23 protein-coding genes are annotated in these 23,566 nt (G+C 32.4%); 2 read left to right on the top strand and 21 right to left on the bottom strand.

Annotated features, from left to right (window positions below; genetic code table 11):
* The first annotated feature begins 53 nt into the window (after positions 1-53).
* Positions 54-242 carry a 50S ribosomal protein L28 gene (rpmB, locus tag KA833_RS05590; protein WP_002483503.1) on the top strand — a complete coding sequence of 63 codons (189 nt, stop codon included), beginning with the start codon at positions 54-56 and terminating at the stop codon, positions 240-242.
* A gap of 78 nt (positions 243-320) precedes the next feature.
* Here the strand turns inward: rpmB and KA833_RS05585 are convergent, their stop codons facing one another.
* From KA833_RS05585 to gmk, 15 genes are all read right to left on the bottom strand, one after another.
* Complete coding sequence (locus KA833_RS05585; RefSeq protein ID WP_210139534.1) at positions 321-956, bottom strand: thiamine diphosphokinase; 636 nt, start codon at positions 954-956, stop codon at positions 321-323.
* Between the two features lie 5 nt (positions 957-961).
* A complete protein-coding gene (rpe, locus tag KA833_RS05580) occupies positions 962-1,606 on the bottom strand; it encodes a ribulose-phosphate 3-epimerase (RefSeq protein ID WP_192946278.1) in 645 nt (214 codons plus the stop codon).
* Positions 1,607-2,482 (bottom strand): ribosome small subunit-dependent GTPase A, encoded by an 876-nt coding sequence (gene rsgA / locus KA833_RS05575; RefSeq protein WP_210128099.1) that lies wholly within the window; start codon positions 2,480-2,482, stop codon positions 1,607-1,609.
* Positions 2,483-2,711: 229 nt separating this feature from the next.
* Complete coding sequence (gene pknB / locus KA833_RS05570; RefSeq protein ID WP_210128090.1) at positions 2,712-4,757, bottom strand: Stk1 family PASTA domain-containing Ser/Thr kinase; 2,046 nt, start codon at positions 4,755-4,757, stop codon at positions 2,712-2,714.
* On the bottom strand, positions 4,754-5,497 hold the full coding sequence (locus KA833_RS05565; RefSeq protein ID WP_210139533.1) for a Stp1/IreP family PP2C-type Ser/Thr phosphatase: 744 nt from the start codon (positions 5,495-5,497) through the stop codon (positions 4,754-4,756). Before KA833_RS05565 ends, pknB begins: the two co-directional genes overlap by 4 nt.
* A gap of 4 nt (positions 5,498-5,501) precedes the next feature.
* Positions 5,502-6,596, bottom strand: a complete 1,095-nt coding sequence (gene rlmN / locus KA833_RS05560) for a dual-specificity RNA methyltransferase RlmN (RefSeq protein WP_046208675.1) — start codon at positions 6,594-6,596, stop codon at positions 5,502-5,504.
* Positions 6,597-6,599: 3 nt separating this feature from the next.
* Positions 6,600-7,907: a 16S rRNA (cytosine(967)-C(5))-methyltransferase RsmB gene (gene rsmB / locus KA833_RS05555; protein ID WP_225792175.1), complete on the bottom strand. Its 1,308-nt coding sequence runs from the start codon at positions 7,905-7,907 to the stop codon at positions 6,600-6,602.
* A gap of 2 nt (positions 7,908-7,909) precedes the next feature.
* On the bottom strand, positions 7,910-8,842 hold the full coding sequence (gene fmt / locus KA833_RS05550; RefSeq protein ID WP_064209127.1) for a methionyl-tRNA formyltransferase: 933 nt from the start codon (positions 8,840-8,842) through the stop codon (positions 7,910-7,912).
* Positions 8,835-9,323 carry a peptide deformylase gene (locus tag KA833_RS05545; protein ID WP_046208677.1) on the bottom strand — a complete coding sequence of 163 codons (489 nt, stop codon included), beginning with the start codon at positions 9,321-9,323 and terminating at the stop codon, positions 8,835-8,837. The genes fmt and KA833_RS05545 overlap by 8 nt, the downstream gene beginning before the upstream one ends.
* Before the next feature lie 200 nt (positions 9,324-9,523).
* Positions 9,524-10,213 (bottom strand): GNAT family N-acetyltransferase, encoded by a 690-nt coding sequence (locus KA833_RS05540; protein ID WP_070037915.1) that lies wholly within the window; start codon positions 10,211-10,213, stop codon positions 9,524-9,526.
* Between the two features lie 438 nt (positions 10,214-10,651).
* Positions 10,652-11,119, bottom strand: a complete 468-nt coding sequence (locus tag KA833_RS05535) for a GNAT family N-acetyltransferase (RefSeq protein WP_046208679.1) — start codon at positions 11,117-11,119, stop codon at positions 10,652-10,654.
* A gap of 169 nt (positions 11,120-11,288) precedes the next feature.
* Positions 11,289-13,697, bottom strand: a complete 2,409-nt coding sequence (priA, locus tag KA833_RS05530) for a primosomal protein N' (RefSeq protein ID WP_210128084.1) — start codon at positions 13,695-13,697, stop codon at positions 11,289-11,291.
* Position 13,698: 1 nt separating this feature from the next.
* On the bottom strand, positions 13,699-14,901 hold the full coding sequence (gene coaBC / locus KA833_RS05525) for a bifunctional phosphopantothenoylcysteine decarboxylase/phosphopantothenate--cysteine ligase CoaBC (protein WP_204180078.1): 1,203 nt from the start codon (positions 14,899-14,901) through the stop codon (positions 13,699-13,701).
* A 379-nt stretch (positions 14,902-15,280) separates the two neighbouring features.
* Positions 15,281-15,481: a DNA-directed RNA polymerase subunit omega gene (gene rpoZ / locus KA833_RS05520; protein ID WP_046208682.1), complete on the bottom strand. Its 201-nt coding sequence runs from the start codon at positions 15,479-15,481 to the stop codon at positions 15,281-15,283.
* A complete protein-coding gene (gmk, locus tag KA833_RS05515; RefSeq protein ID WP_046208683.1) occupies positions 15,481-16,104 on the bottom strand; it encodes a guanylate kinase in 624 nt (207 codons plus the stop codon). The genes rpoZ and gmk overlap by 1 nt, the downstream gene beginning before the upstream one ends.
* 159 nt (positions 16,105-16,263) lie before the next feature.
* Between gmk and KA833_RS05510 the strand changes: the two genes are divergently transcribed.
* A complete protein-coding gene (locus KA833_RS05510) occupies positions 16,264-17,961 on the top strand; it encodes an Rqc2 family fibronectin-binding protein (protein WP_073342352.1) in 1,698 nt (565 codons plus the stop codon).
* A 116-nt stretch (positions 17,962-18,077) separates the two neighbouring features.
* Here the strand turns inward: KA833_RS05510 and KA833_RS05505 are convergent, their stop codons facing one another.
* From KA833_RS05505 to pyrF, 6 genes are all read right to left on the bottom strand, one after another.
* A complete protein-coding gene (locus tag KA833_RS05505; protein ID WP_046208685.1) occupies positions 18,078-18,485 on the bottom strand; it encodes a VOC family protein in 408 nt (135 codons plus the stop codon).
* Positions 18,486-18,603: 118 nt separating this feature from the next.
* Positions 18,604-19,458 carry a YitT family protein gene (locus KA833_RS05500; protein WP_046208686.1) on the bottom strand — a complete coding sequence of 285 codons (855 nt, stop codon included), beginning with the start codon at positions 19,456-19,458 and terminating at the stop codon, positions 18,604-18,606.
* 628 nt (positions 19,459-20,086) lie between these two features.
* On the bottom strand, positions 20,087-21,646 hold the full coding sequence (locus KA833_RS05495) for an MFS transporter (RefSeq protein WP_238394752.1): 1,560 nt from the start codon (positions 21,644-21,646) through the stop codon (positions 20,087-20,089).
* 209 nt (positions 21,647-21,855) lie between these two features.
* Complete coding sequence (locus tag KA833_RS05490; RefSeq protein ID WP_210128082.1) at positions 21,856-22,041, bottom strand: hypothetical protein; 186 nt, start codon at positions 22,039-22,041, stop codon at positions 21,856-21,858.
* A 22-nt stretch (positions 22,042-22,063) separates the two neighbouring features.
* Positions 22,064-22,675 (bottom strand): orotate phosphoribosyltransferase, encoded by a 612-nt coding sequence (gene pyrE, locus KA833_RS05485; RefSeq protein ID WP_046208689.1) that lies wholly within the window; start codon positions 22,673-22,675, stop codon positions 22,064-22,066.
* Positions 22,668-23,372: an orotidine-5'-phosphate decarboxylase gene (gene pyrF, locus KA833_RS05480; RefSeq protein ID WP_046208690.1), complete on the bottom strand. Its 705-nt coding sequence runs from the start codon at positions 23,370-23,372 to the stop codon at positions 22,668-22,670. The genes pyrE and pyrF overlap by 8 nt, the downstream gene beginning before the upstream one ends.
* Between the last annotated feature and the right edge of the window lie 194 nt (positions 23,373-23,566).

The following is a 23,566-nucleotide window of genomic DNA, read 5'->3' as shown; positions in this document are numbered from 1 at the left end:
ATTCAAGTATGTAGTAGATATGTGTATTTATATTTATTAAAGGAGGTACTTTCATGGGCAAACAATGTTTCGTAACAGGTCGCAAAGCTTCAACTGGAAACAATCGTTCACACGCTTTAAATTCTTCTAAAAGAAGATGGAATGCTAACCTTCAAAAAGTTAGAATTCTTGTAGACGGAAAACCTAAAAAAGTTTGGGTTTCTGCACGTGCTTTAAAATCTGGTAAAGTAACTAGAGTTTAATAAATATAATGCACGAAAAAGACCAATCCTTATGTGGAGGATTGGTCTTTTTTTTATAATTAATTTTGCTACGATTTATCAATCTTTACTTTTAATCATTAATACGCTACCTGAATAAATAGAAACAGTACCTCGTGGTTTTATTAGTTCATTAGATATTGTCAGCGTAGAACCGAGTTGTAAAGATGCTTGCTTCAATTCATATTTAAAATTAATTAATGAAATAACAGTAGGATACGCAATTGGGATGAATGATATATATGGATAATTGAAGTCTCTTTCAACACAATGATCTTTAGCAGATAAATATGAAATTTCATTTTGGTGATCAATGATTTTAATATTAATTTTCTTTTTTGTATATTCTGGCTTCTCTAAAATTTGCAATGCACCCATAAAATGGTCTAAACGCCCACCGGTTGCTCCATAAACACATATTTCACTATAGCCTGAATGGATTGCTTGATCGATACCCAATGCTAAATCAGTGTCATCTTTTTCAGAATGATATGGATTAATTGCTAGTTTTTCAGCCAAATAATCCTTTTCTTCTTTAGTTATTGAATCAAAATCACCGACTGCAAATTGAGGCATAATACCTGATTCAATCAAAATTAATGCACCTCGGTCAATCCCTATCCATGACTCATTTGCCTTATTTTGTAAAATATTTTCTGGTAAATTTCTTGCACCACATAATAAATTGACTTTCATTGACTTCAACCTTTCAATGTTTGCGTCACTTGTTTATAATCTTTTTGTTTAAAGAAATATGAACCAGCTACCAACATAGTGGCACCATGTTCGATAACAGTTGCAACTGTTTCATCGTTAATGCCACCATCAACTTCGATTTCAAATGATAAGTTTAATGCTTTTTTTATCTTAACTAGTTCGTCCAATTTGCAAATGCTATCTTGAATGAATGTTTGACCGCCAAATCCAGGGTTAACTGTCATGACAAGTACATAATCCACCATTTTCAGCACTGGCATAATCGTATTCACCGATGTACCTGGGTTAATGACTACACCAGCTTTTACATTTGTCTTTTTAATCTGTTGTATTACTCTATGAATATGTGGTGTTGCTTCCACATGTACTGAAATCATGTCTGCACCCTGTGCTGCAAAAAGCTCCACATATTTTTCTGGTTCTTCTATCATTAAATGCACATCTATTGGTAAATTAGTACCCTTTCTAACGGCTTCTAATATAGGCAATCCAATTGAAATATTTGGAACAAATTGACCGTCCATCACATCAAAGTGCACACCATCAACACCTGCATCTTCTAATGCCTTTAATTCCTTTTGTAATTGTAAAAAATCAGCTGATAATAATGATGGATATAATTTTGCCACTTAATATCTTTCCTTTCTGTTTGCAATTTCATTAAATAATTGTAAATAATGTTCATATCTAAAGTGAGCTATATTCCCTTTTTCTATTTCATGCTTAACGTTACACTTGGGTTCGTTTATATGGTTGCAATCTCTAAATTTACAAAGTTCACCATATTCATTGATTTCCATGAAATAATGTTTCACTTCATCTTTTTGAATATGATTAAAATCTAATGCGCTAAATCCAGGTGTGTCAGCTATAAAGCCATTTTTCCGTTCAAATAATTCTACATGCCTTGTAGTATGTCTCCCTCTATTTAACGCTCTAGATATATGTTGTGTTTCAATATTCAATTCAGGAAAATATCGATTTAATAACGTAGATTTCCCAACACCTGATTGACCGCTTAATACTACTAGTCCTTCTCCCCATTGCATGAAAACTTCATCGATATGATCTTCAACACTTATAAATTGTGTATAATATCCCATATCTTCATAAACTTTTAGTGTCTGTAATATTTTGTTTTCCATGCTAGGTGGAGTAATATCACGTTTAGTTACTAATATGCGAGGTCTCATATGATACGAGTGTGCTATGACTAAAAATCTATCCAATAACTGAGTTGAAAATTCAGGTTCTACCGCACTCATCACTAATACTAGATGATCAACATTGCTAACTGGAGGTCTTTTTAATTCATTTTTTCGTTCGTGAACACGGTGAATATAACCTTCTGTAATATTTTCAACTTCAAAATCTACAACATCACCAACAATAGGTGAAAATTTATTTTTTCTAAATAATCCACGTGGTTTTGTGTCGTACATTTCGCCATTTACATCTACGCGATATACACCACTTAATGATTTTATGATGCGTCCTGTTTTCACTTAGGCACCCCTCTTTTAAAAGCTTTACATACTATATTATAGCAAAGGCTTTTTAATTTAAATACGATTTGAGACTATTTCAGTTAAAAATAAATAACAGAGCATTATTACTACATGGAATGATAGCAATAATACTCTGTTATAAACGTTTTTTAAAAGTAGTTCGCAGAAGCCTTTGGCTTCTGCATAAGCGCAACTAAACTCCCTTCACTTTGTTCGTTAAGTTGCGCTAAAAATCATAAGGAATATCTTTATCAGCTACAATCTTGCCATCAACTCGAATCGTATAACCCGCCGTCTCTCCTTTTTCAATCGTCATTGGAATAGTAACGGTTTTATCATCTTTAATTTTGAAGCTTTGTGCAGCTGATGATCCTTTGTCATCCTTGTCTCTCACATATACTTTCACTTCTTGGCTTTCATCATCATCACCCGTATAGGGAACTTGATAGGTTTCTGTATATGTTTTAGTTTGAGGTTTATCATCTTCTTTAGATGACTTATCTTCTTGCTCCTCAGAATCTTTATCTTCTTTTTTCTCTGATGCTTTCGGTTTACCTGTAGATACTACGAATTCTACGGTAGAACCTTCATCTACTTCTTCGTCTTTAGGTGATTGACTAATGACATTGTCCTTTTTAACTGTTTTATCAGAGCGTTTTTCTACAGTAACTACTTTAAATCCTTTAGATTCTAGTTCAGATTTAGCTGTCTTGAATGATTTTTTCTCATAATCATCCACATAAACTTGTTTAACACCTAATGATTCAGTCAATTTAATGTCACTATCATTTATTTTCACTCTATCACCTGGCGAAACACTCTGTGCTTCAATTAAGCCTTTAGCTACATTTTGTTTCGTATAAGATTGGTCTACTTTTGCATCATCAATTCCTAATTTTTTTAATTTATTTAATGCTTCTGCTTTTGGTAATCCATATAAATTTGGCATTTCTGCAGTTTTAGGTCCTTTTGATAATACAATGTCCACTTTACTTTGTTGTTCTAAACGTTCACCTTTACCAGGTGATGTTTTAATAATTTTATTCTCAGGATATTTATCACTATAAGCTCTTGTAGTTTTGCCTAATTCTAGTTTGTTATCCTTTAAAATACCTTCAGCTTCTTTTTCAGTCTTACCTATTAAATTAGGTGTTTCCAAATATTTATTACCAAACATTCCCATGGCCATAAAACCAAATAATCCAAACAACAGTAATACAATGATTAAACCATAGAAAAACTTTTTCTTTTTTGATCTTTTTTTCGGAGGCATTGTATATAATTGTTCCTCATTTGATTGAAAATATTGTTGATTAACAATTGGAATTTGCATGGTTTGATTCATGCTTTTTGCTTTATCTTCATCACGAGTCTGATTAGCAATCTCTGCTTTATCAATAGGCACTGTTTTAGTGTCAGCGTCAACAGAATGATAGGGTGATTCATTTTCACGCTCTTTTGTCAGGACAGTAGACAAGTCATCTTGCATTTCCTGAACCGATTGATAGCGATCTTTCTTATCTTTTTCAGTCGCTTTAAGCACGACGTTGCTCAATGATTGTGGGACTTCAGAACGTTTGTTAGAAACATTAGGCATCGGATCTTGGATATGTTTTATAGCGATGCTTACTGCTGTTTCACCGGAAAAAGGAGGTTGTCCTACTAACATTTCATACAGTACAACACCAATAGAATATATATCAGTGCCGTTATCTGTTACATCACCGCGCGCTTGTTCAGGAGAAAGGTATTGAACCGTCCCTAAAACATGATTTGTTTGGGTCATCGTCGTTTCGCTTAATGCTTTTGCAATACCAAAATCTAATATTTTTAGTGTTTGATCACGATTCACCAAAATATTTTGAGGTTTTACATCACGATGAACAATCTTTGTATCATGTGCATGCTTTATTCCTTCAATAATTTGTTCAGTAAATTTGATTACGGTTTTGATGTCTAGAGGTCGATGTTGTTGAATATATTCTGATAAAGTGGGACCTTCTATGTACTCCATCACTAAAAAGAAATTTTCATCATTTTCAGTGACATCAAAAACATTAACGATATTTTTATGTGAAAGTTGTGTTAAATTGTGGACTTCACGTTCAAAACGCTTAATTGTTTCTTCTTTTTCACCAGAAGGTATCCTAATAGCTTTAATTGCTACATTGCGATTTAAAATTGTGTCATCAGCCAAATATACCGTGCTCATGCCACCGCCGCCAAGCTTTTTTATCACTTTATAACGTTCGCTTATTAATTTTCCAATCATACCTTATCTCCTTCAATTTCTGCTAAAACAATACTCACATTGTCATTCGTTTCTTGAGATATTGCTAATTCAATAAGATTCCGGCCGTGTGTTTCTAAATCATTTTCTTGCATTAATTCTTCTTGAATCATATGATTTCTCGCAAAATCTGTTAATCCATCCGAGTTAAGTAATAGAAAATCATAAAAATTAGTTCTTTTTACAAAAATATCTGGTGTTACTACCTTATCCGTACCCATAACTTTTGTAATAATATTTTTTTGCGGATGATTGAATGCTTCTTCAGCACTAATTTGACCAATCATCACTAAATGATTAACGAAAGAATGATCGTTTGTAATTTGTTCAATCTCTCTACTATTAACCAAATATCCTCTTGAATCACCAATATTTGCCACCACTACATAATCATCAAATACTAACGCACAAACACAAGTTGTTCCCATGCCAAAATAGTCTGTATTATCAACAGAGAGTTGATATAATTCACGATTAATCGCTTTAAGTGTACTTCTCAGCCAATCCTCGGCTTGGTTAGGTTCAATTAAATTTTCTTCTTCAAAACGACGTTGCAATTCATCTGTTACAAATTGACTTGCTACTTCTCCTGCTAAATGTCCACCCATACCATCACAGAGTACAAGTAATTGTTGTTCTGTTTTATTATAGAACACACCACCTGCATCTTCGTTCTTATCACGATATTGACCTGTGTCAGTAAAAAATTGTGCTTTTAGCATACTATTACCTCGTTTCTACTTTTCGTTCCTTAGCTCTTAATTGACCACATGCTGCATCTATATCAGCACCTTGTTCTCTTCTTATAGTTGCATTAATACCTAGTCTCTTTAATTCTTTTTCAAATTTAAAGATATCTTCTTTAGGCGTCTTGACGTAATTTCTTTCTGGTACATGGTTCACAGGTATTAAATTTACATGACAGTTTAATTTTTGAATTAAATGTGCTAACTCTCTCGCATGCTCAACTTGATCGTTGACGCCTCCAAATAGACCATATTCAAATGTAACACGTCTATTTGTTGTTTCTTGATAATATTTAATGGCTTCCATTAATTTTTCAACATTATACGCTCGGTTAATAGGCATTAATCGAGAACGAATTTCGTCATTAGCCCCATGTAAGCTTACTGCAAAATTGATTTGAATATCTTCGTCAGCAAAATCATAAATTCTAGGTATAATACCAGAAGTAGAAACAGTAATATGACGCGCACCTATATTTAAACCATTGTCATGATTAACAATCTTCAAAAAGTCCATCATTTCATCATAGTTTTCAAATGGCTCACCAATACCCATGATGACGATTTGAGATACACGTTCTTCGGTTTCATCTAATGCTTTTTGGACAGTAAGCACTTGAGATACAATTTCTCCCGCTTCTAAATTACGCTTTAAGCCACCTAGTGTAGATGCACAGAATGTACAACCTATACGGCAACCCACTTGAGTAGTAACACATACGGAATTACCATATTCATGTCTCATTAATACTGTTTCGATTGTGTACCCATCTTGTAATTCAAATAAGAATTTGATTGTACCATCTTTGCTTTCTTGTTTAACTACTGTCGTCATCACTGTCATTGCAAAATGATCTTTCAATAGTGCTCTTAACTCTTTAGACAAATTTGTCATTTCATCAATGCTGTCTACTCGTTTTTCATATAACCATTCAAAGATTTGTTTCGCTCTGAATTTTTGTTGCCCATTTTCCTTTAACCAATTTTCCATTTCATCATATCTTAAAGAGTATATAGATTGCTTTTCAAAATTGGGAAGAAATTTATTCTTTTTCTTCTTTTCTGCAGTTATCATTATTTATTGGTCCTTTCTTTTTATCCTAGTAATGAAAAAGCCATCAGAATTAAAATGCTGAGGTAACACTTGTAAAGTTTTTACCTTTTCTCCACTGATTGGATGTTCAAATAAATCAAATTCAAAATCTTTATTTTCTTTTAAAAATGTATATATTACATTTTCATTTTCTAACTGTTCTATTGTACAAGTTGAATAAACTAAAGTGCCTCCTGGACGTAAATGATGTTTCACATTATTTAAAATTTCTAGTTGAATATTCACTAAAGATTGAATACTTTGCTGACTTTGTTCGTATTTGATTTCTGGCTTATGTCTAAGTACACCTAAGCCACTACAAGGTGCATCTACTAAAATCTTATCATACACTTTATCATAATTTTCCGTCGCATCGTGACTAAAGGCGGAAATGTTAGATAATCGTAATTTTCGAATGTTAAAATCAATCAAATCAATTTTATGTTCATGGATGTCTGTCGCATCTACATGTCCAGTACCATGTAGCCTTTCTGCTATATGACATGCTTTTCCGCCAGGTGCACTACAAGCATCTAATACAAGGTCGCCATCTTGAAGATTCATCACGTCAGCTACAAACATAGAACTTTTATCTTGGATAGATACTAAACCATCTTTAAATACGCGTGACTCTATAATCGGTTTACCACTAATATGTAAACAAATTGTAATGTCATTATCTTGCGTTACAGTGTAACCTTCTTCTTCTAAACGTTGCATCACATGTTCAACTGAAATTCTTGTCAAATTAACCCTTACAGTTGTTGTCACTTTTGTTAAAAATGATTGTGCAATTGCTTCAGTTTCTTCTATTCCAAAGTGTGTCACCCAGTGATCAACAAGCCATTTAGGCAAACTATACTGAATAGCAATTCGCTTCTTATCGTCCGAAATTTCATTGAAATTTGGTAACTCACTGCGCATAAGGGTTCTCAAGATTCCATTAACCACATTACCGTTATGTGGGCCGCCTTTATATTTTGCTATATTAACAGCTTCATTAATAATCGCATGTTCAGGAACTTTATCCAAATACATATACTGATAGATACTCATCCATAGTAACTGTCTGACCCAACCTTTAAGTTTAGTTTGTACAAATGGTTTCAAATAATAATCTAGTGTATATTTTCTTTTTAACGTACCATATACTAATTCGGTTAATAAATTCTTATCAGCTCGATTTAACTCATTATTTGTTAATACCTCATTAATAATAATATTACTATAAGCTTTATCATTAATAATATCTTGTAGTGTTTCAAAAGCTAATAACCTTACATTAGTTTCAATTGTCATTTTAATACCTTCCCAACGAGTGTTGATTGTACACCACTTAAGTAATTAGCTGTAGGCATTCTCTTTTTACCAGCAACTTGAATCTCTGTTAATGCAATCGCATCACTAGAACCTGTAGCCACAATAATTGCTTTCTTAGTTGTCTCTATTATTGTACCTGGCTCACCGTCTTTATCTTTTTCAATACGTGAAGCATAGACTTTTAAGTTTTCTCCATCCATAATTGTGTAGGCAACCGGCCATGGAGATAGACCTCTAATATGGTTATAAACTACTTCAGCAGGTTCTGACCAATCAATTTTTTCATCTTCTCGACGAATGTTAGATGCAAATGTTGCTTCGTCTTCATTTTGAACAATACTTTCATTCGTACCATTAATGATAGAAGGAAGGGTTTCTTTTAATAATTCAGCACCTAAAAAGCTTAATTTATCATGCATTACACCAACGTCATCTTGTGGTTCAATATCGATCGCTTTTTGAGCTATAATATTTCCAGCATCCAATTTCTTAGCCATATACATGATAGAAATACCAGTTTGTGTTTCTCCATCTATAATCGCTTGATGTATCGGGGCTCCACCTCTATATTTAGGTAATAATGATGCATGCACATTGATAGCACCTAACTTTGGTGAATCCAATAAACGTTGTGGTAATAATTGGCCAAATGCCGCAGTAACAATTAAATCCGCGTTTAAATCAATCAACATCTCTAATTCTTCAGATTTTGACAGTTTTTCAGGCTGATATACAGGAATCGCATGTTCTATTGCAACTTGTTTCACTGGTGGTGGTGTTAATTTTCGTTTTCTGCCAACTGGTCGATCAGGTTGAGTAACGACTGCAATCACGTTATGTTCTGCAATTAACATTTCTAACACTTTTGTTGAAAAATCTGGTGTCCCCATAAAAATAATTTTACTCATTTTCAAAATACGCCTCCACTTCTGCTTCAGTCAAAATTTTATCTGCACGTTCTGTAAAAAGTTTACCTTCAAAATGATCAATCATATGCAATATCATGCGTGCAATATCATCATATGCAGTCATTTCTACTTCGTTTCCATTTTTATCGTTACTTTTAACAACAATCATTTTACTTCTTTCAACTTCACCATAAATGTCAGGTAATGAAATAGAGCCCTCTAACTCAGTTACTTTTTGGTCAGATTCTCGAATGATTTTTGGATTAATAAGTTGTAACAATCCATCTATTTCCATATCTATAATAGCTACCTTTTGTAAAATGCCAATTTGCGGGGCACATATGGCAGAAGCCTCAACTTCATACATTGTGTCTTCTAAATCGAGCAATAATTGAGCTAAGTTTTCGTCAAATCGTGATACATCCGGCACGTGCTTTTGCAAAATTGGATTTTCTGCTGTAACAAGTTGCTTTATTGTCATACAAATTACTCCTCATAAAAATTCATCATATCATTATAACTTATTTTAGTTAAATTTGCACCAAGCTTTGATGAAATACACGAACTGAAATCACATATATTTTCACTTTAATTTTATTCCGTCATCACAAATATAACCGTAAGCCCCCTATACAAGCTTACGGTTTACAAAATATTTATTATCCAGTTAATGTTGTAATATCATAGTGATAACTTATTTATTTGATTGCCAGATTCATCAAAATTATATTCGTTCAACCAATTCTCAAACTTAGTTTTATATACTGACCACTCATCATCTAACATAGCGAGCCAGTATGTATCTCTACTTCTTTGTTTATAAATAGTATGATTTTTAAACAAACCTTCATATTTAAAGCCAAGTCGTTTAGCTGCTTTTATAGAAGGCTCATTGAATGCATCACATTTCCATTCATACCTTCTATATCCCAAAGTATCAAAGATATATTTTGCTAATAAGTAGTGTGTTTCTGTAGCAATACGTGTTCGTTTCATTTTATTAGCATAATGAATATGACCAACTTCAATTGTTGCATTTGGTTCATTTATTCTAAGTAATGATAAAATACCTACTACATCATTATCAAATTGATCTATTATAGCAAAAAAATATGGATCCTTTGTTTGTACTTTATTTTTTATATAGGTTGCAAAATCATCATAACTTTTAGGCTGCGCGTCTGGTAAATACGTCCAATTAGGTGCATCTTCTTGCTCCTTAAAATGAGTGAATAAAGGGTTAATATGTTTTGAAGCTAATTTTTCTAATCTACAATACTTCCCTTCTAACACATCAGCCGTTGGTGTTTTGGGTTGAGAAAAATCGATTAATGACTTACCGATAGGTTGTTCAAACTGATTATATTCCATTTATATCCCCCCTTTTAATCAATGACTAGAGAACTTTATCGCATAATTTATCACGCGAAATATTAATCATTAAAATGTTTAGCAATTGCGTATAATACATCTATACCAATTTTTATAAATTAATATTATGTTATCATTGTAACTTATAATGCGAAAGCATTTTTATTAATCAGTTTATATTCTTTTTAATATTTTATAATATGAATTAATTAAAAAGTAGAAGTAAAAAGAAATAAATACTAGCTGAATGATATTCTTCTTACTTCTACTTTTTCATTTTATATTTATATTTATTTTAACTATAGCAAGACATTACTTTATTATTTCTTCAATAAAATAAACCTTAAATTTATACCTTATATTAAAATTTAGTTTATTTAGAAACATCCAAAACGTTAAACTAAATAAACGATATAATAATAATTAGCTTTATATCTATTACTGTTTCGCTTCACTATTTGCTAACTCAATGGTCATGGATGATACATTTTTTATAAAACCAATTTTAGAATATAATGGCTCTGCTTGAGTCGAAGCTTTTAAATTAACGATATTCACCTGTTCTGTTTTACACTTTAATAAAAGCTCTTCTAGAATTTGTTTACTCAAACCTAATCCTCTATATAATTTAGTTGTATAAACATTAGTAATATAACCTTCTACACCATAATGATTATCATATGCAGGTGGTATCTGTTGGAAGACAACAGCTCCTGTTGCTACAACTTGATGATTATCTATCATAAATACTTGGTAGATGTTTCCTTTATCGAAAACATCTTTAAAATATGCTCTCATATTATCATCAATATCTTCAGTACCATGCATGCCTTGATCAAGTAATTGTTCTTTTCTTAATTTTATAATTGTTTCAATATCATTTTTATTTGCAATTCTCATCTCCATATCTAGTACTCCTTTAAAAAAATATGAGCAAATAAATTTACTATATCTATCAATCATATTCAACCATTAATATTTAATATTCAATAAAAAGAGAGCCTTAAAACCAATAAAATACTGATTTTAAGACCCCCCTTTTATACACTGCAATTAATCCATTTACAACAACAACCTACATCATCATTTGTGGATTGATGTCTATCTTCAGTGATAATTTGTCTTTTAAATACTGATCATGATAAAAATCATCTAAATACTTTAATGCTTCGTGCAATGAAGGTTCGCTTTTATATTTTATTAATATTTGGAAGCGATATTCATTATTAATCCGTGATAAAGCTGCTGGAGAAGGGCCTAGAACTAATGCCTTATCTGATAAATGCTGTAACAATATTTTGTGTATATGTTTAGAAGCTTCCATTACTTTTTTCATATTATTATGCGCAATCGTAAAATTAATTAAAAAGAAATATGGTGGATATTTACCTAACTTTCTATAATTCATTTCTTTTTCGAAAAAGGAATGATAGTCATTATCTTGAACATCTTTAATAGCATAATGATCAGGATTATATGTTTGTATAATCACCTGTCCCTCTTTTTCATGACGGCCTGCACGTCCTGAAACTTGCGTCAACAATTGATATGTACGCTCACTAGCTCTAAAGTCAGGCAAGTTTAACATCGTATCAGCATTTAATACGCCAACCAAAGTAATATTTGGAAAGTCCAAACCTTTCGCTATCATCTGTGTCCCCAGTAAAATATCCCCTTTACCTGAACCAAAGTCATCTAATAATTGTTCGTGTGCACCTTTTCGAGAAGTGGTATCAACATCCATACGAATAATTTTTGCTTCCTGAAAATTTTCTTGTAATAGTTCTTCAACTCTTTGTGTACCTGTGCCTACCTGTCTGATATGTTCACTTTCACAGTTGGGACACTTATTAGGTGGTACTTCTTGATGACCACAATAATGGCATTTCAATTGATCCGTAGACTTATGATATGTGAGAGAAATATCACAGTTAGGACATTGAGGGACATGGCCACAATCTCGACACAACATAAATGACGCATATCCACGTCTATTTAAAAATAAAACAACTTGTTCTTTTTTATCTAAACGCTCTTGAATCGCACTACGCAAATCTTCTGAAAACATAGAACGATTGCCAGAAGCAAGTTCAGCACGCATATCTACGATATTCACGTCTGGCAAAGCTTGCTGATTCACTCTATGAGGTAATGATAATAGTTCATAAACACCTTTAGTTGCACGTGCATATGTCTCTAAACTTGGTGTAGCACTGCCTAATACTAAAGGGCAATGATGATATTGACTGCGCCATTGTGCAATATCTCTAGCATGGTATCTAGGATAATCCTCTTGTTTATAGGAAGACTCATGTTCTTCATCAATAATGATCATACCTAAATCTTTGAAAGGTGCAAATACACTTGAGCGAGCTCCTACACTCACACTCGCTTTTCCATCTCTAATTTTTTGCCATTCATCATAACGTTCCCCTTTAGATAATCCTGAGTGTAAAACTGCTACTTCGTCTCCAAATCTTCGTTTAAATCTTAATACCATTTGAGGAGTGAGTGCAATTTCTGGCACTAACATCATCGCTTGTTTACCTTGATTGAGTACATTTTCTATAGTTTGCAAGTAAACTTCCGTCTTACCAGAACCCGTTACGCCATGTAATAAAAATGTACGTTGTTCACCTTTATTAATCGTCTCGAGTATCGCATCATATGCATCTTGTTGTTCTTGCGTAAGTTGTTGCTTTTGATCTTGTTCAAATACCCGTGTTGCAAAAGGATCTCGCTCTACAGTTGTATCATATTTCTCAATAAAGCCTTTACGGACTAACGTCTCAATGCTAGATTTTGAAAAACCCATTTCTTCCAACTGTTTTAAAAAAACTACGTGATGATTTTCATCAATTAAATAAGCATATAATTCATATTGCTTTTTTGATTTTTCCAAAGATTCTAATACTGTATCATCATTAAAGCCTTCGACAATGCGCACTGCGCGTTGTTTCTTTTTCTTTAAACTTTGAGACAAAATCGTATCTTCAAGAATTGCACCTTGCTTTAAAAATGGTGAAATGAGCGTTAAGTCTTCATTTTTTTGTGCTACTTTATATGCATAATGTCCTTCCGAATCAAATCGTTTCAACAATTTTTCTGGTATGGCTTCAGTATCTTTAACTGCAAATACTTTAGTATATTTGGCTTTGATTGCGCTTGGAAGCATAACCTCTAACATAGAAATTCGTTTTGTAACAAAATACGTATGATACCAATCTGCAAGTTGTATTAATTCTTTCGTTAATTCAGGTTTAATATCTTGTATTTCTTTTATTGCTTTTAATTTTGATATGTCCATACTAGTGTCGGTTTGCTGAGTGATGTCCATAACATAACCTTGAATCGTTCTCGGTCCAAAAGGTACAATCACGCGCATACCAACTTCAACCATCGCTTGAAATTTTTGTGGAATTAAATAATCAAACGTAAAGTCAACACTTTTAGATGGTATATCTACGATTACTTTTGCTATCATTTTATTTCCACCTTGTTTCTAAACTGTCTAATATATGCTCCGCTAATATGACTTTTTTATGTTTCCCTAATGATATTGTTTCACCGTTTTTATAGTACATAGTATATGCATTATCATCAGAGCTAAACCCAATGGTACGATCGCCAACATTATTCGCTATGATGACATCTGCGTTTTTACTTTTTAGTTTTTTTTGAGCATATGATTCAATATTTTGTGTTTCTGCTGCAAAACCAACTAAAAATTGTTTATCTTTATGCTCACCCAAGTATTTTAAAATATCGGGTGTGCGTTTAAAAGTAACAGTCAAATCACCTTGTCGTTTTTTAAGTTTATGTTCTAATAATTCAGTTGGAGCATAATCTGATACCGCTGCAGATTTAAAGACAATATCCATCTTATCGAATCGCGTTTTAACCGCTTCAAACATCTGTTGTGCACTTTCTACTTGAATGACTTCTACATTCTTAGGTGGTGTTAGATGAGTTGGACCAGATATAAGTGTCACGGTCGCCCCTCTTTGAGCTAAAGATTCTGCGAGTGCATATCCCATTTTACCTGATGAGCGGTTGGATAAATAACGAACAGGGTCTAGCTCTTCTATGGTTGGCCCCGCTGTCACCAATGCTTGTATACCGTTAAATCTACTATTTTTTGTCACTGACGTGTTGTTTTTAAAATACTGATTTAATCTTTCTACAATTTGTAAAGGCTCTTCCATTCTTCCTTTTGCTACATAACCACAAGCTAGGAATCCTTCACCAGGTTCTAAGAAATAATAACCGTCCGAACTTAATGTTGCTAAGTTATGTTGCGTTCTTTTGTTCTCATACATATGTACATTCATTGCAGGAGCGATAAATTTGGGTGTTTCTGTAGCTAATAATGTTGATGTAACCATGTCATCAGCAATACCATTTGCTAGTTTAGCGATGGTATTTGCAGTTGCCGGTGCTACAACAATCGCATCTGCCCAATCTCCTAAAGCAACATGCTGAATTTCTTCTGGATTGTGTTCTCTAAAAGTACTCGTATAAACAGGATTTCTACCAATAGCCTGAAAAGCTAAAGGAGTTACAAACTCTTGTGCATGATCTGTTAACATCACTCTCACGTTATAATCAGCCTGTGTGAGTTTACTCGTTAAATCTATTGCTTTATACGCAGCGATACCACCAGTGACAGCAAGTAAAATATTTTTCATCGTAGTTTTCCTCCAAATCGTTAATATCTTTCTATTAATTGTTTAACTTTGTAGTTTATATTTTGAAATTTTAAATATATCTAAATATGAACAAATGTTTTAATTCTGTATCAAGGTCGTACAAATAACTACACAATGTATTTTATGTTACTCAGCCAATGAATTATTTTATGCAATATCTTATTTTAGCTTCATTGCTTTAAATATAAATATGATTACTGCTTATTATACACAAATTATTGCCCAAATTAAAAAAGCACACCTTGGCTATGAAACCTCAAAGTCATCACATGCGTCTGACTTTTGAAGTGCACATCATTAACCTGGTGTACTTTTCAAAAATATAAAATTATATGATTTAATATTCGCTTAGAAAGTGTTATTTTGTAGTTTCAGGATAAACTTCGCCGCCAGCTATTTCTTCCAAAGCTTTTCCCACTGCTTTTTCTGAATTATATTTGTTTAATAGTGTACTATTTGGATGCTCGTCCAACTCACGTGCACGTTTAGCTGCAGTTGTAGCGATTAAATATTTTGATGTGATTTTAGATGTTAAATCATTTAATGGTGGATATAACATTATTTTTTTGCCTCCAATATCATTTTTCTATATTTTGCTTCAATTCTTTCCCTTTTCAAATGCTCAGCTTCAACAATGGATTGAATACGTTGCTTAGCTAATTCTACTTCATCGTTAACGACAACATAATCGTATAAATTCATCATTTCAACTTCTTTACGAGCTTCAAGTACTCTGCTTTGAATTTTTTCGTCTGACTCAGTACCACGCCCTACTAAGCGCTCACGTAAATGATCTAAACTTGGTGGAGCTAGAAAAATAAATAATGCATCAGGGAATTTCTTTCGAACCTGTTTGGCACCTTCAACTTCAATTTCTAAAAATACATCATGTCCTTGGTCCATAGTATCTTTTACGTATTGCACTGGTGTACCGTAATAATTTCCCACATATTCTGCATATTCTATAAATTGATCTTGTTTAATTAACGCTTCAAACTCTGCCTTTGTTTTGAAGAAATAATCTACACCATCGACTTCACCTTCACGCATATTACGTGTCGTCATCGAGATAGAATATTTATAAGATGTGGTTGGGTCATCAAATATTTTTTTTCTAACTGTACCTTTTCCTACACCAGATGGTCCAGAAAGTACAATCAACAAACCTTTCTCATTATCCATGCCTTACTACCTCTCTAAGCTATTCTTCTATTATTAAACTATGATACCATAATGAGCGTTTGGTTGTATAGCATACGTTCAAACAAACTTTGCTCATGACCAAATCTTTTCACCATGTTACAATATGATGAATGACTAAAAATAAGGTGGCTGATAGTAATGGCATACGATGGTTTATTTACACGAAAAATGGTAGAATCTTTACAATTTCTCGTTGATGGTAGGATTCATAAAATCAATCAACCTGAAAACGATACAATCATCATGGTAATACGTCAAAATCGTAAAAACCATCAACTTCTACTCTCGATCCATCCTAGTTTTGCTAGAATGCATTTAACGAATAAAAAATATGATAATCCATTTGAACCACCAATGTTTGCAAGAGTATTCCGTAAACATTTAGAGGGTGGTTTCATTAAAGCTATAAGACAAATCGGAAACGATAGACGTGTAGAAATAGATATTCACAGTAAAGATGAAATCGGTGATACCACATACCGCACAGTTATTTTAGAAATAATGGGTAAACACAGTAATTTAATGTTAGTAGATGATCAACGCAAGATTATTGAAGGTTTTAAACATTTAACTCCAAATACAAATCAATATCGTACAGTTATGCCTGGGTTTCAATATGAAGCGCCCCCTACCCAAAATAAAACAAATCCATATAGTATTACGGGTACAGAAGTTTTAAAATTCATCGATTTCAATAGTGGAAAAATCGCTAGGCAACTGCTAAATCAATTTGAAGGCTTTAGTCCCTTAATTACGAATGAAATTGTCAATCGTAAACAATTTATGACGACCGACACGTTACCAGAGGCATTTAATTCAGTTATGAATGAGACAATGGAATTACCTACTCCTGTTTTTCATAAGAATCATGAAACAGGAAAAGAAGATTTCTATTTTATGCACTTAAATCAATTTTACGATGATATGGTTGAATATGATTCTCTACATGATTTATTAGATAGATATTACGATGCTAGAGGAGAAAGAGAACGCGTTAAACAACGTGCAAATGATTTAGTCAAATTTGTACAGCAACAACTGCATAAATATCAAAATAAACTCAGTAAATTAATCGACGAACAAGAAGGTACTAAGGATAAAGAAATACAGCAATTATACGGTGAATTAATCACTGCAAATATTTATAGAATTAAACAAGGTGATAAGTATCTGACGACTACCAATTATTATGATGGTCAGGAAGTAACCATTCCCTTAGATACAACAAAGTCACCAGCTACAAACGCTCAAATGTATTATAAAAAATATAATAAATTGAAAACACGTGCACATGAATTAACACGACAAATCGATTTAACAAAAGAAAACATCACATATTTTGAAAATATAGAACAACAACTCGCACACATATCTGTGGATGACATTGATGATATTAGAGAAGAGCTTGCTGAACAAGGTTATATGAAACAGCGGAAGCAAAAAAATAAGAAAAAGAAACCGACCATTCAATTGCAAACGTATGTTTCAACTGATGGAGATACCATACTTGTAGGAAAAAATAATAAGCAAAATGATTATTTAACGAATAAAAAAGCCAGCAAACAGCATCTTTGGTTTCATACGAAAGAGATCCCAGGGTCTCATGTGGTTATCTTAAATGATGCGCCAAGTGAAAATACTATTAAAGAAGCGGCTATGCTAGCCGGTTATTTTTCAAAAGCTGGAAATTCTGGTCAAATACCAGTTGATTACACTGAAATTAGACACGTTCACAAACCTTCTGGCGCAAAACCAGGATTTGTAACATATGATCACCAAAAAACACTCTATGCTACACCTGATTACGATCATATTCAAAAAATGAAGGTGACATGATAACACCAAATACTTTAAAGCATTAGTAACATATTTCAATCTAAAAAAAGGCTAAGATTATGAGTAAGCAGCACATGTAACACGTGCATGATACTTTATCTTAGCCTTTTTAATATTTATTTTTTATCTGGTAATGCAAGCTGAAAATTAACGCCAAATCTATCTACAATCCATGTAAATTCTCTGAATGGTGGCATTTCCGTTTTAGGCATTAAAATTGCCCCACCACTTTTCAATTTGCTGAATAATCTTTCCATTTCTAACGGACTATCTACAGTGACATATAAAGACATTGCTGGATTCATGTCTACATCGACACCATTCATATTATCAATCGCCATAAAAACTTGATCTTTTAAGCGAAAGATAGCATGTTGTACGGCACCAGTGGGTTCTTTATCATCTTCTTCATATTTAACCATCGCTAATATTTCTGCATCTTCAAATGCATCTACATATAAATTGATTGCTTCTTCTGCTTGTCCATTGAACATTAGAAATGTCGTTATTTTGGGAATTGCCATTTAACTGCCTCCTTAAAACATCTTAGTTCTAGAATAAAACAAATGCTTAAAAAAATCGAACGAATAAAATTTGCAATTAACAACACATCACATGAAGTGCTCCTTTGCCAATCTATCATTAAGATAAATTTATAAATCCATTACCTAATACATCTCTCACATCATGAATGACTAAAAAGGCATTTTCATCTACCTCATTTACAAGCTTTTTAACTCTAGTTACTTGTGATTGTGGAACTACAACATACAACATGCTTGTTTCATGTTTACCATAACCACCTTTACCCTTTAAAAGTGTTGAACCTCTACCTGTAAAGCTATTGATTTCATCACTTATAATCTCATTTCTACTTGATATCACAGTCACCGCTTTTTTAGGATGGAACCCTTCTATAATGAATGCAGTAGCACGTTCAGTTATAAATATCATAATTACAGTAAATAAGACGTTTTCTAAAGGTAAGACAAATAAAAAAGACAAGACAACTAATCCATCTAAAACAAAAATGCCTTGCGATGTTTTGATGTCAAAGTATTTATTTAGCATCTTAGCAATGACTGATGTCCCACCTATCACACCACCAGAAGCAATTACTAATCCAATACCTACACCTACTAAAACGCCACCAAACGAAGCATTTATTACAAAATTATCAATACCTGTCTTAAAATTTTCAGTTAAATCTAAAAAGATTGAAATCGCTGTATTAGCAATAAACGTATATACTGCTGTTCTGGTACTTAAAAAACGCCAGCCTACAATAATGACCAATGTATTAATAATTAATGAGGATATCGCTGGTGAAAAACCAAAGGCATATTTTAATGCTAATGACATACCCACAGTACCCCCATCACCTAAATTAGACTCTAATATAAATGAATTTACAGCAATCGCACTTACAAATGCGCCAATTAAGCATACAATAATATTTTTAGTATGGTTTTTTAAAAGTTGCTTCATACGTTTCATATCATATCCCCTTACATTTGATAATATAAAATTAAATAAGGTAAGCTAAAAAAGTGTATTCAAATCATGCCTCACTTTAATTTTACAAATTTGTTTTTTATACTCACAAATCTATTTAAAACCAAAATAAATGAAAATATAACATTTGTTACAGTTACATAGTATAATTGCAAATGTAACACAACCCATTTCAATATACCACTTCATGTAGTTTGCAACATTAATTTGTAAAGTGTGTAATATTGAAAGCTTTGACGGCTTAAAACCATAAAATCACTTTACTTTTAAATATTTATAGTTAAAATAAATACAAATATAATTGGAGGTATTTCATGTTTTATTACATTATTCCATTACTGATTGCCGCTTTAGTGATACTCATTGGCTTTATCATCATTAAAATTATGATTCGTTAATCCATTTTATATCATAACTTTATAACGATACTTTTTAATCATTTTAATAACATTAATCATTTCAATCATTTTTGTATTATATTAAACAAAACACGCAGTAAAGTAGACATTAAAACCTTGTCTACCATACTGCGTTGCTGTTTTTTACGTTACTTTCTACAATTAATCTTTTTTTAATCTTTCTTTACGATTTCACCAGTTTATCAAATTTTTTATTTAAATTCTTTACTAAAGAGCGTTACAAGTAGCAAAATAATAAAAGCTGCAATAACTGCAGTTAAAAATATAGGCATATACGCTAGGTGTGTAGCATCCTCAATGCCATTTGTAATTGCATGTCTTAATGTATCATTAGAAATTTGATTCACTTGTTCTAATATTTTAGTAAGATTGCCTGAATTATGTTCCATCGTTTTCATTAACGAAACGGGTATATCTTTAAAACCAAAATGGGCTGAATTTATACTTTCTTTAATTTTACTACCCATTTGGCTATATCCGAATTGAATGAATGTCGTAAACATAGTCGGTGCAATTGTTATGCCGACTTGTCTAGAAACGGATAATGTTCCAATTACAGTACTATTATTTTTATCTGAATGTGCTGATCTAGTTGCTAATACAGTCATTGGTGCACCAATAGTAAAACCAAAACCTAAACCTGCGATAATTGAAAATATTAAAAATGGCGTAATTGAATAAGTTAAAAAGGCTAACCCTCCATACCCAATTATGCTAATGATACTCGCAATCACTAATGCAAATATCGGGCCTTTTTTATCAACAATCTTCCCGCCCATTGACGCGCCAATACCTGAAGCTAACGCTAAGGGTGTCATCCAATAGCCACTGTTCTCAGCTTTAACATGCAATACATTTTCAACAAAGGAAGGAATGAAAATAATGGAACCAATTAACATCCCTGATAAAACGCCCATAATCAATACTACTGAAAAAGCTGGTTTTTTTAATAAATAGAAAGGTAAGAACGCATCTATATCAGTTGCTTCGTTTTTATATTCTACTAAAATCAAAATACCATAACCAATGATTGCCAATATAAATAAACCAATCACTGAAAAGCTAAGTATACTATTAGCAATGTTATTCGTTTGTATATTATTAATCGCAAACATCATCAGCAACGTTGAAAATGAAAATATAATGATGGCGTACTTATCAATTTTAGTTTTAACTTTTTCTTGTGTTTCTGGCATTTTAAGAATCATAAAAATAACAATCATTACTGCCACTGGCACATTGATTAGGAATAGCCAATGCCATGTTCCACTTAGGTTAATTAATAAACTTCCTATATTTGGCCCTAATACCGAAGCAATACCATTCATTGCACCTAACCCACCAAGCATGCTACCTTGTTTTTCCTTGGTGTAAGTAGCTATAATATGTGAACTAGCGATTACAAATAAACCGCCTCCACCAAATGATTGAATTAATCGTGCAATAATAAATATTGTATAATTTGGACTTAAAGCAACTAACAATGATCCTAAACCAAATAAAATGACTTCAATAACAAATATTTTTTTACGACCATACATATCAGCAAGTTTACCCGCTATAGGTGTAGTTACAGCCATACCTAATGTGTAAATCGTTATGCCCCATGACCCCATTTGTGCTGAAATTTCAAAAGATTGATTTATTGTGGTTAACGCTGCACTAATAATGCCGTTGTCTAAAGCTGCCATAAACACACCAATGAGTAAAAATAGTGCAACAATATCAAATTTTTTTTGATTCAAGTTCATTCATTCCTTTCTATCTTGGAATTTCATATGATACTCATTATTTAAAACCTATTTTGTGAACTAAATATGAACAAAATATATTTATATATTAAAAAATGCCTAAAAGACCTTTTATCAATATAAAAGTCTTTTAAGCATTTTTTAACCAATTTAATTAAATAAATTTTTAATGTTGTCTCAAATTCTCATAATATATTTACATATATCGTTTATTTAATATGTCCTTTTTGCTTTAGATTTAATTTTGATCTTTTATAAATATTTGATTCTGTAGCGTTAAACAACCATTTATTTTCGTCTTCTGAAGTTGTTTGTGCTCTATAGTCTTCTGATTTTTTGAGGAATTTATTTAAATGAGCAAAATGATTATAAGCTACATTTGAGTCTTTTGTCATAACATCCCCTCCATCTAACATTTTATGACAAGTTATCTCTCCAATCAACTAATGTAGTAATATCATTTTCAGAAATTTCTCCATTTTCTCTAGCAACCTCAATTAGTTCATTATAATTGCTTAATGTATAGAAGGGTATATCAGCTCGTGCAAATTGGTCATCTGCTTTTTTCAAACCATAAGTAAAGATTGCTACTACACCTAATACATTTGCACCTGCAGCTTTTAGTGCATCTACTGCAGTTATTGAAGAGCCACCTGTAGATATTAAATCTTCTATAACTACTACATTTTTACCTTCACTTGATGCGCCTTCAATTTGATTCTGTTTACCATGACTTTTGCTTTTTGATCTAACGTAATTCATCGGTAAGTTCATCACTTCTGAGACATATGCTGCATGTGGAATCCCGGCTGTTGCAGTTCCTGATATAACTTCAATATCTTTAAAATGTGTTTCAATCAATGCTTGCAGGCCATCTCTAATATGAGTACGTACATCAGGAAAACCTAGTGTGATGCGATTATCACAGTATATTGGCGATTTAATACCTGAACTCCAAGTAAACGGATCATTGGGAGATAATGATACAGCTTTTATATCTAACAATGCTTGTGCAATTGATTTAGTCATGTGATTTCAACCAACTTTCTTTAATTTTTTGATAACTCGTTACCGGATTTTCACTTTGTGTAATCGGTCGTCCTACAACAATGTGTGTAGCGCCTAAAACACTTGCTTTTTCTGGTGTCGTAATACGTTGTTGATCATCTGAAGAAGTGTTTTCTGGTCTGATGCCTGGTGTCACTTTCAAGAAAGATTCACCTAATTCCTGTTTTACTAAATTTGCTTCAAGTGGTGAACATACAACGCCATCTAATCCTGATAATTGAGCTAGACGAGCATAATTCAACACTGCTTCATCCATTGTACTTTGGATATTTTGTTCATCACGCAACATTGTTTCTGTAGTCGACGTTAATTGTGTAACCGCAATAATTTTAATATTACTGTTATATTTTCTAATACCTTCTACAGCACGTTTCATCATTTCTGAACCACCAGCTGCGTGTACATTTACTAAATCGACATCTAATTTGCTTAAGCCTTCCATTGCTTTACCAACAGTGTTAGGAATATCATGCAATTTTAAATCTAAGAATATGCTATGACCACGTTTCTTAATATCAGTGATTAATGAAGGCCCAGTTTGATAAAAAAGTTCCATTCCAACTTTGACAAATAAAGGTTCATCAAATTGATTTAAAAATTGTGTAACCGCTTCTGCTGATTCAAAATCTAAAGCAATGATAGGTAGATTATTTTGCATATATATCGCCTCTCATCTATAGCTATTTTATTATATTTGCCAAGCGTGTATGGACATATGACAGCAATAATATTTTGGAATTTTTTTCATACTGACAAGGACGACTAAGAGAAAAATTTCATAAATATATTTTTATCCTAGCCGTCTATTGCCAATAGCATTTCTTTGCATTAAAGTATAAAAATTATTTCAGT

Source organism: Staphylococcus sp. GDY8P67P, from assembly GCF_017892545.1.
In the GTDB taxonomy this organism is placed as follows: domain Bacteria; phylum Bacillota; class Bacilli; order Staphylococcales; family Staphylococcaceae; genus Staphylococcus; species Staphylococcus ureilyticus.
The sequence above is the reverse complement of the archived record's forward strand: the minus strand, read 5'-3'. Positions and strand labels throughout refer to the sequence as shown.

Excerpts from the sequence above, each read along its gene's own strand:
- rpmB (WP_002483503.1), top strand. The coding sequence starts at position 54 with ATGGGCAAACAATGTTTCGTAACAGGTCGCAAAGCTTCAACTGGAAAC.
- KA833_RS05585 (WP_210139534.1), bottom strand. The coding sequence starts at position 956 with ATGAAAGTCAATTTATTATGTGGTGCAAGAAATTTACCAGAAAATATT.
- pknB (WP_210128090.1), bottom strand. The coding sequence starts at position 4,757 with ATGATTGGAAAATTAATAAGCGAACGTTATAAAGTGATAAAAAAGCTT.
- KA833_RS05565 (WP_210139533.1), bottom strand. The coding sequence starts at position 5,497 with ATGCTAAAAGCACAATTTTTTACTGACACAGGTCAATATCGTGATAAG.
- rlmN (WP_046208675.1), bottom strand. The coding sequence starts at position 6,596 with ATGATAACTGCAGAAAAGAAGAAAAAGAATAAATTTCTTCCCAATTTT.
- fmt (WP_064209127.1), bottom strand. The coding sequence starts at position 8,842 with ATGAGTAAAATTATTTTTATGGGGACACCAGATTTTTCAACAAAAGTG.
- KA833_RS05545 (WP_046208677.1), bottom strand. The coding sequence starts at position 9,323 with ATGACAATAAAGCAACTTGTTACAGCAGAAAATCCAATTTTGCAAAAG.
- KA833_RS05540 (WP_070037915.1), bottom strand. The coding sequence starts at position 10,213 with ATGGAATATAATCAGTTTGAACAACCTATCGGTAAGTCATTAATCGAT.
- KA833_RS05535 (WP_046208679.1), bottom strand. The coding sequence starts at position 11,119 with ATGGAGATGAGAATTGCAAATAAAAATGATATTGAAACAATTATAAAA.
- priA (WP_210128084.1), bottom strand. The coding sequence starts at position 13,697 with ATGATAGCAAAAGTAATCGTAGATATACCATCTAAAAGTGTTGACTTT.
- coaBC (WP_204180078.1), bottom strand. The coding sequence starts at position 14,901 with ATGAAAAATATTTTACTTGCTGTCACTGGTGGTATCGCTGCGTATAAA.
- rpoZ (WP_046208682.1), bottom strand. The coding sequence starts at position 15,481 with ATGTTATATCCACCATTAAATGATTTAACATCTAAAATCACATCAAAA.
- gmk (WP_046208683.1), bottom strand. The coding sequence starts at position 16,104 with ATGGATAATGAGAAAGGTTTGTTGATTGTACTTTCTGGACCATCTGGT.
- KA833_RS05510 (WP_073342352.1), top strand. The coding sequence starts at position 16,264 with ATGGCATACGATGGTTTATTTACACGAAAAATGGTAGAATCTTTACAA.
- KA833_RS05505 (WP_046208685.1), bottom strand. The coding sequence starts at position 18,485 with ATGGCAATTCCCAAAATAACGACATTTCTAATGTTCAATGGACAAGCA.
- KA833_RS05500 (WP_046208686.1), bottom strand. The coding sequence starts at position 19,458 with ATGAAACGTATGAAGCAACTTTTAAAAAACCATACTAAAAATATTATT.
- KA833_RS05495 (WP_238394752.1), bottom strand. The coding sequence starts at position 21,646 with ATGAACTTGAATCAAAAAAAATTTGATATTGTTGCACTATTTTTACTC.
- KA833_RS05490 (WP_210128082.1), bottom strand. The coding sequence starts at position 22,041 with ATGACAAAAGACTCAAATGTAGCTTATAATCATTTTGCTCATTTAAAT.
- pyrE (WP_046208689.1), bottom strand. The coding sequence starts at position 22,675 with ATGACTAAATCAATTGCACAAGCATTGTTAGATATAAAAGCTGTATCA.
- pyrF (WP_046208690.1), bottom strand. The coding sequence starts at position 23,372 with ATGCAAAATAATCTACCTATCATTGCTTTAGATTTTGAATCAGCAGAA.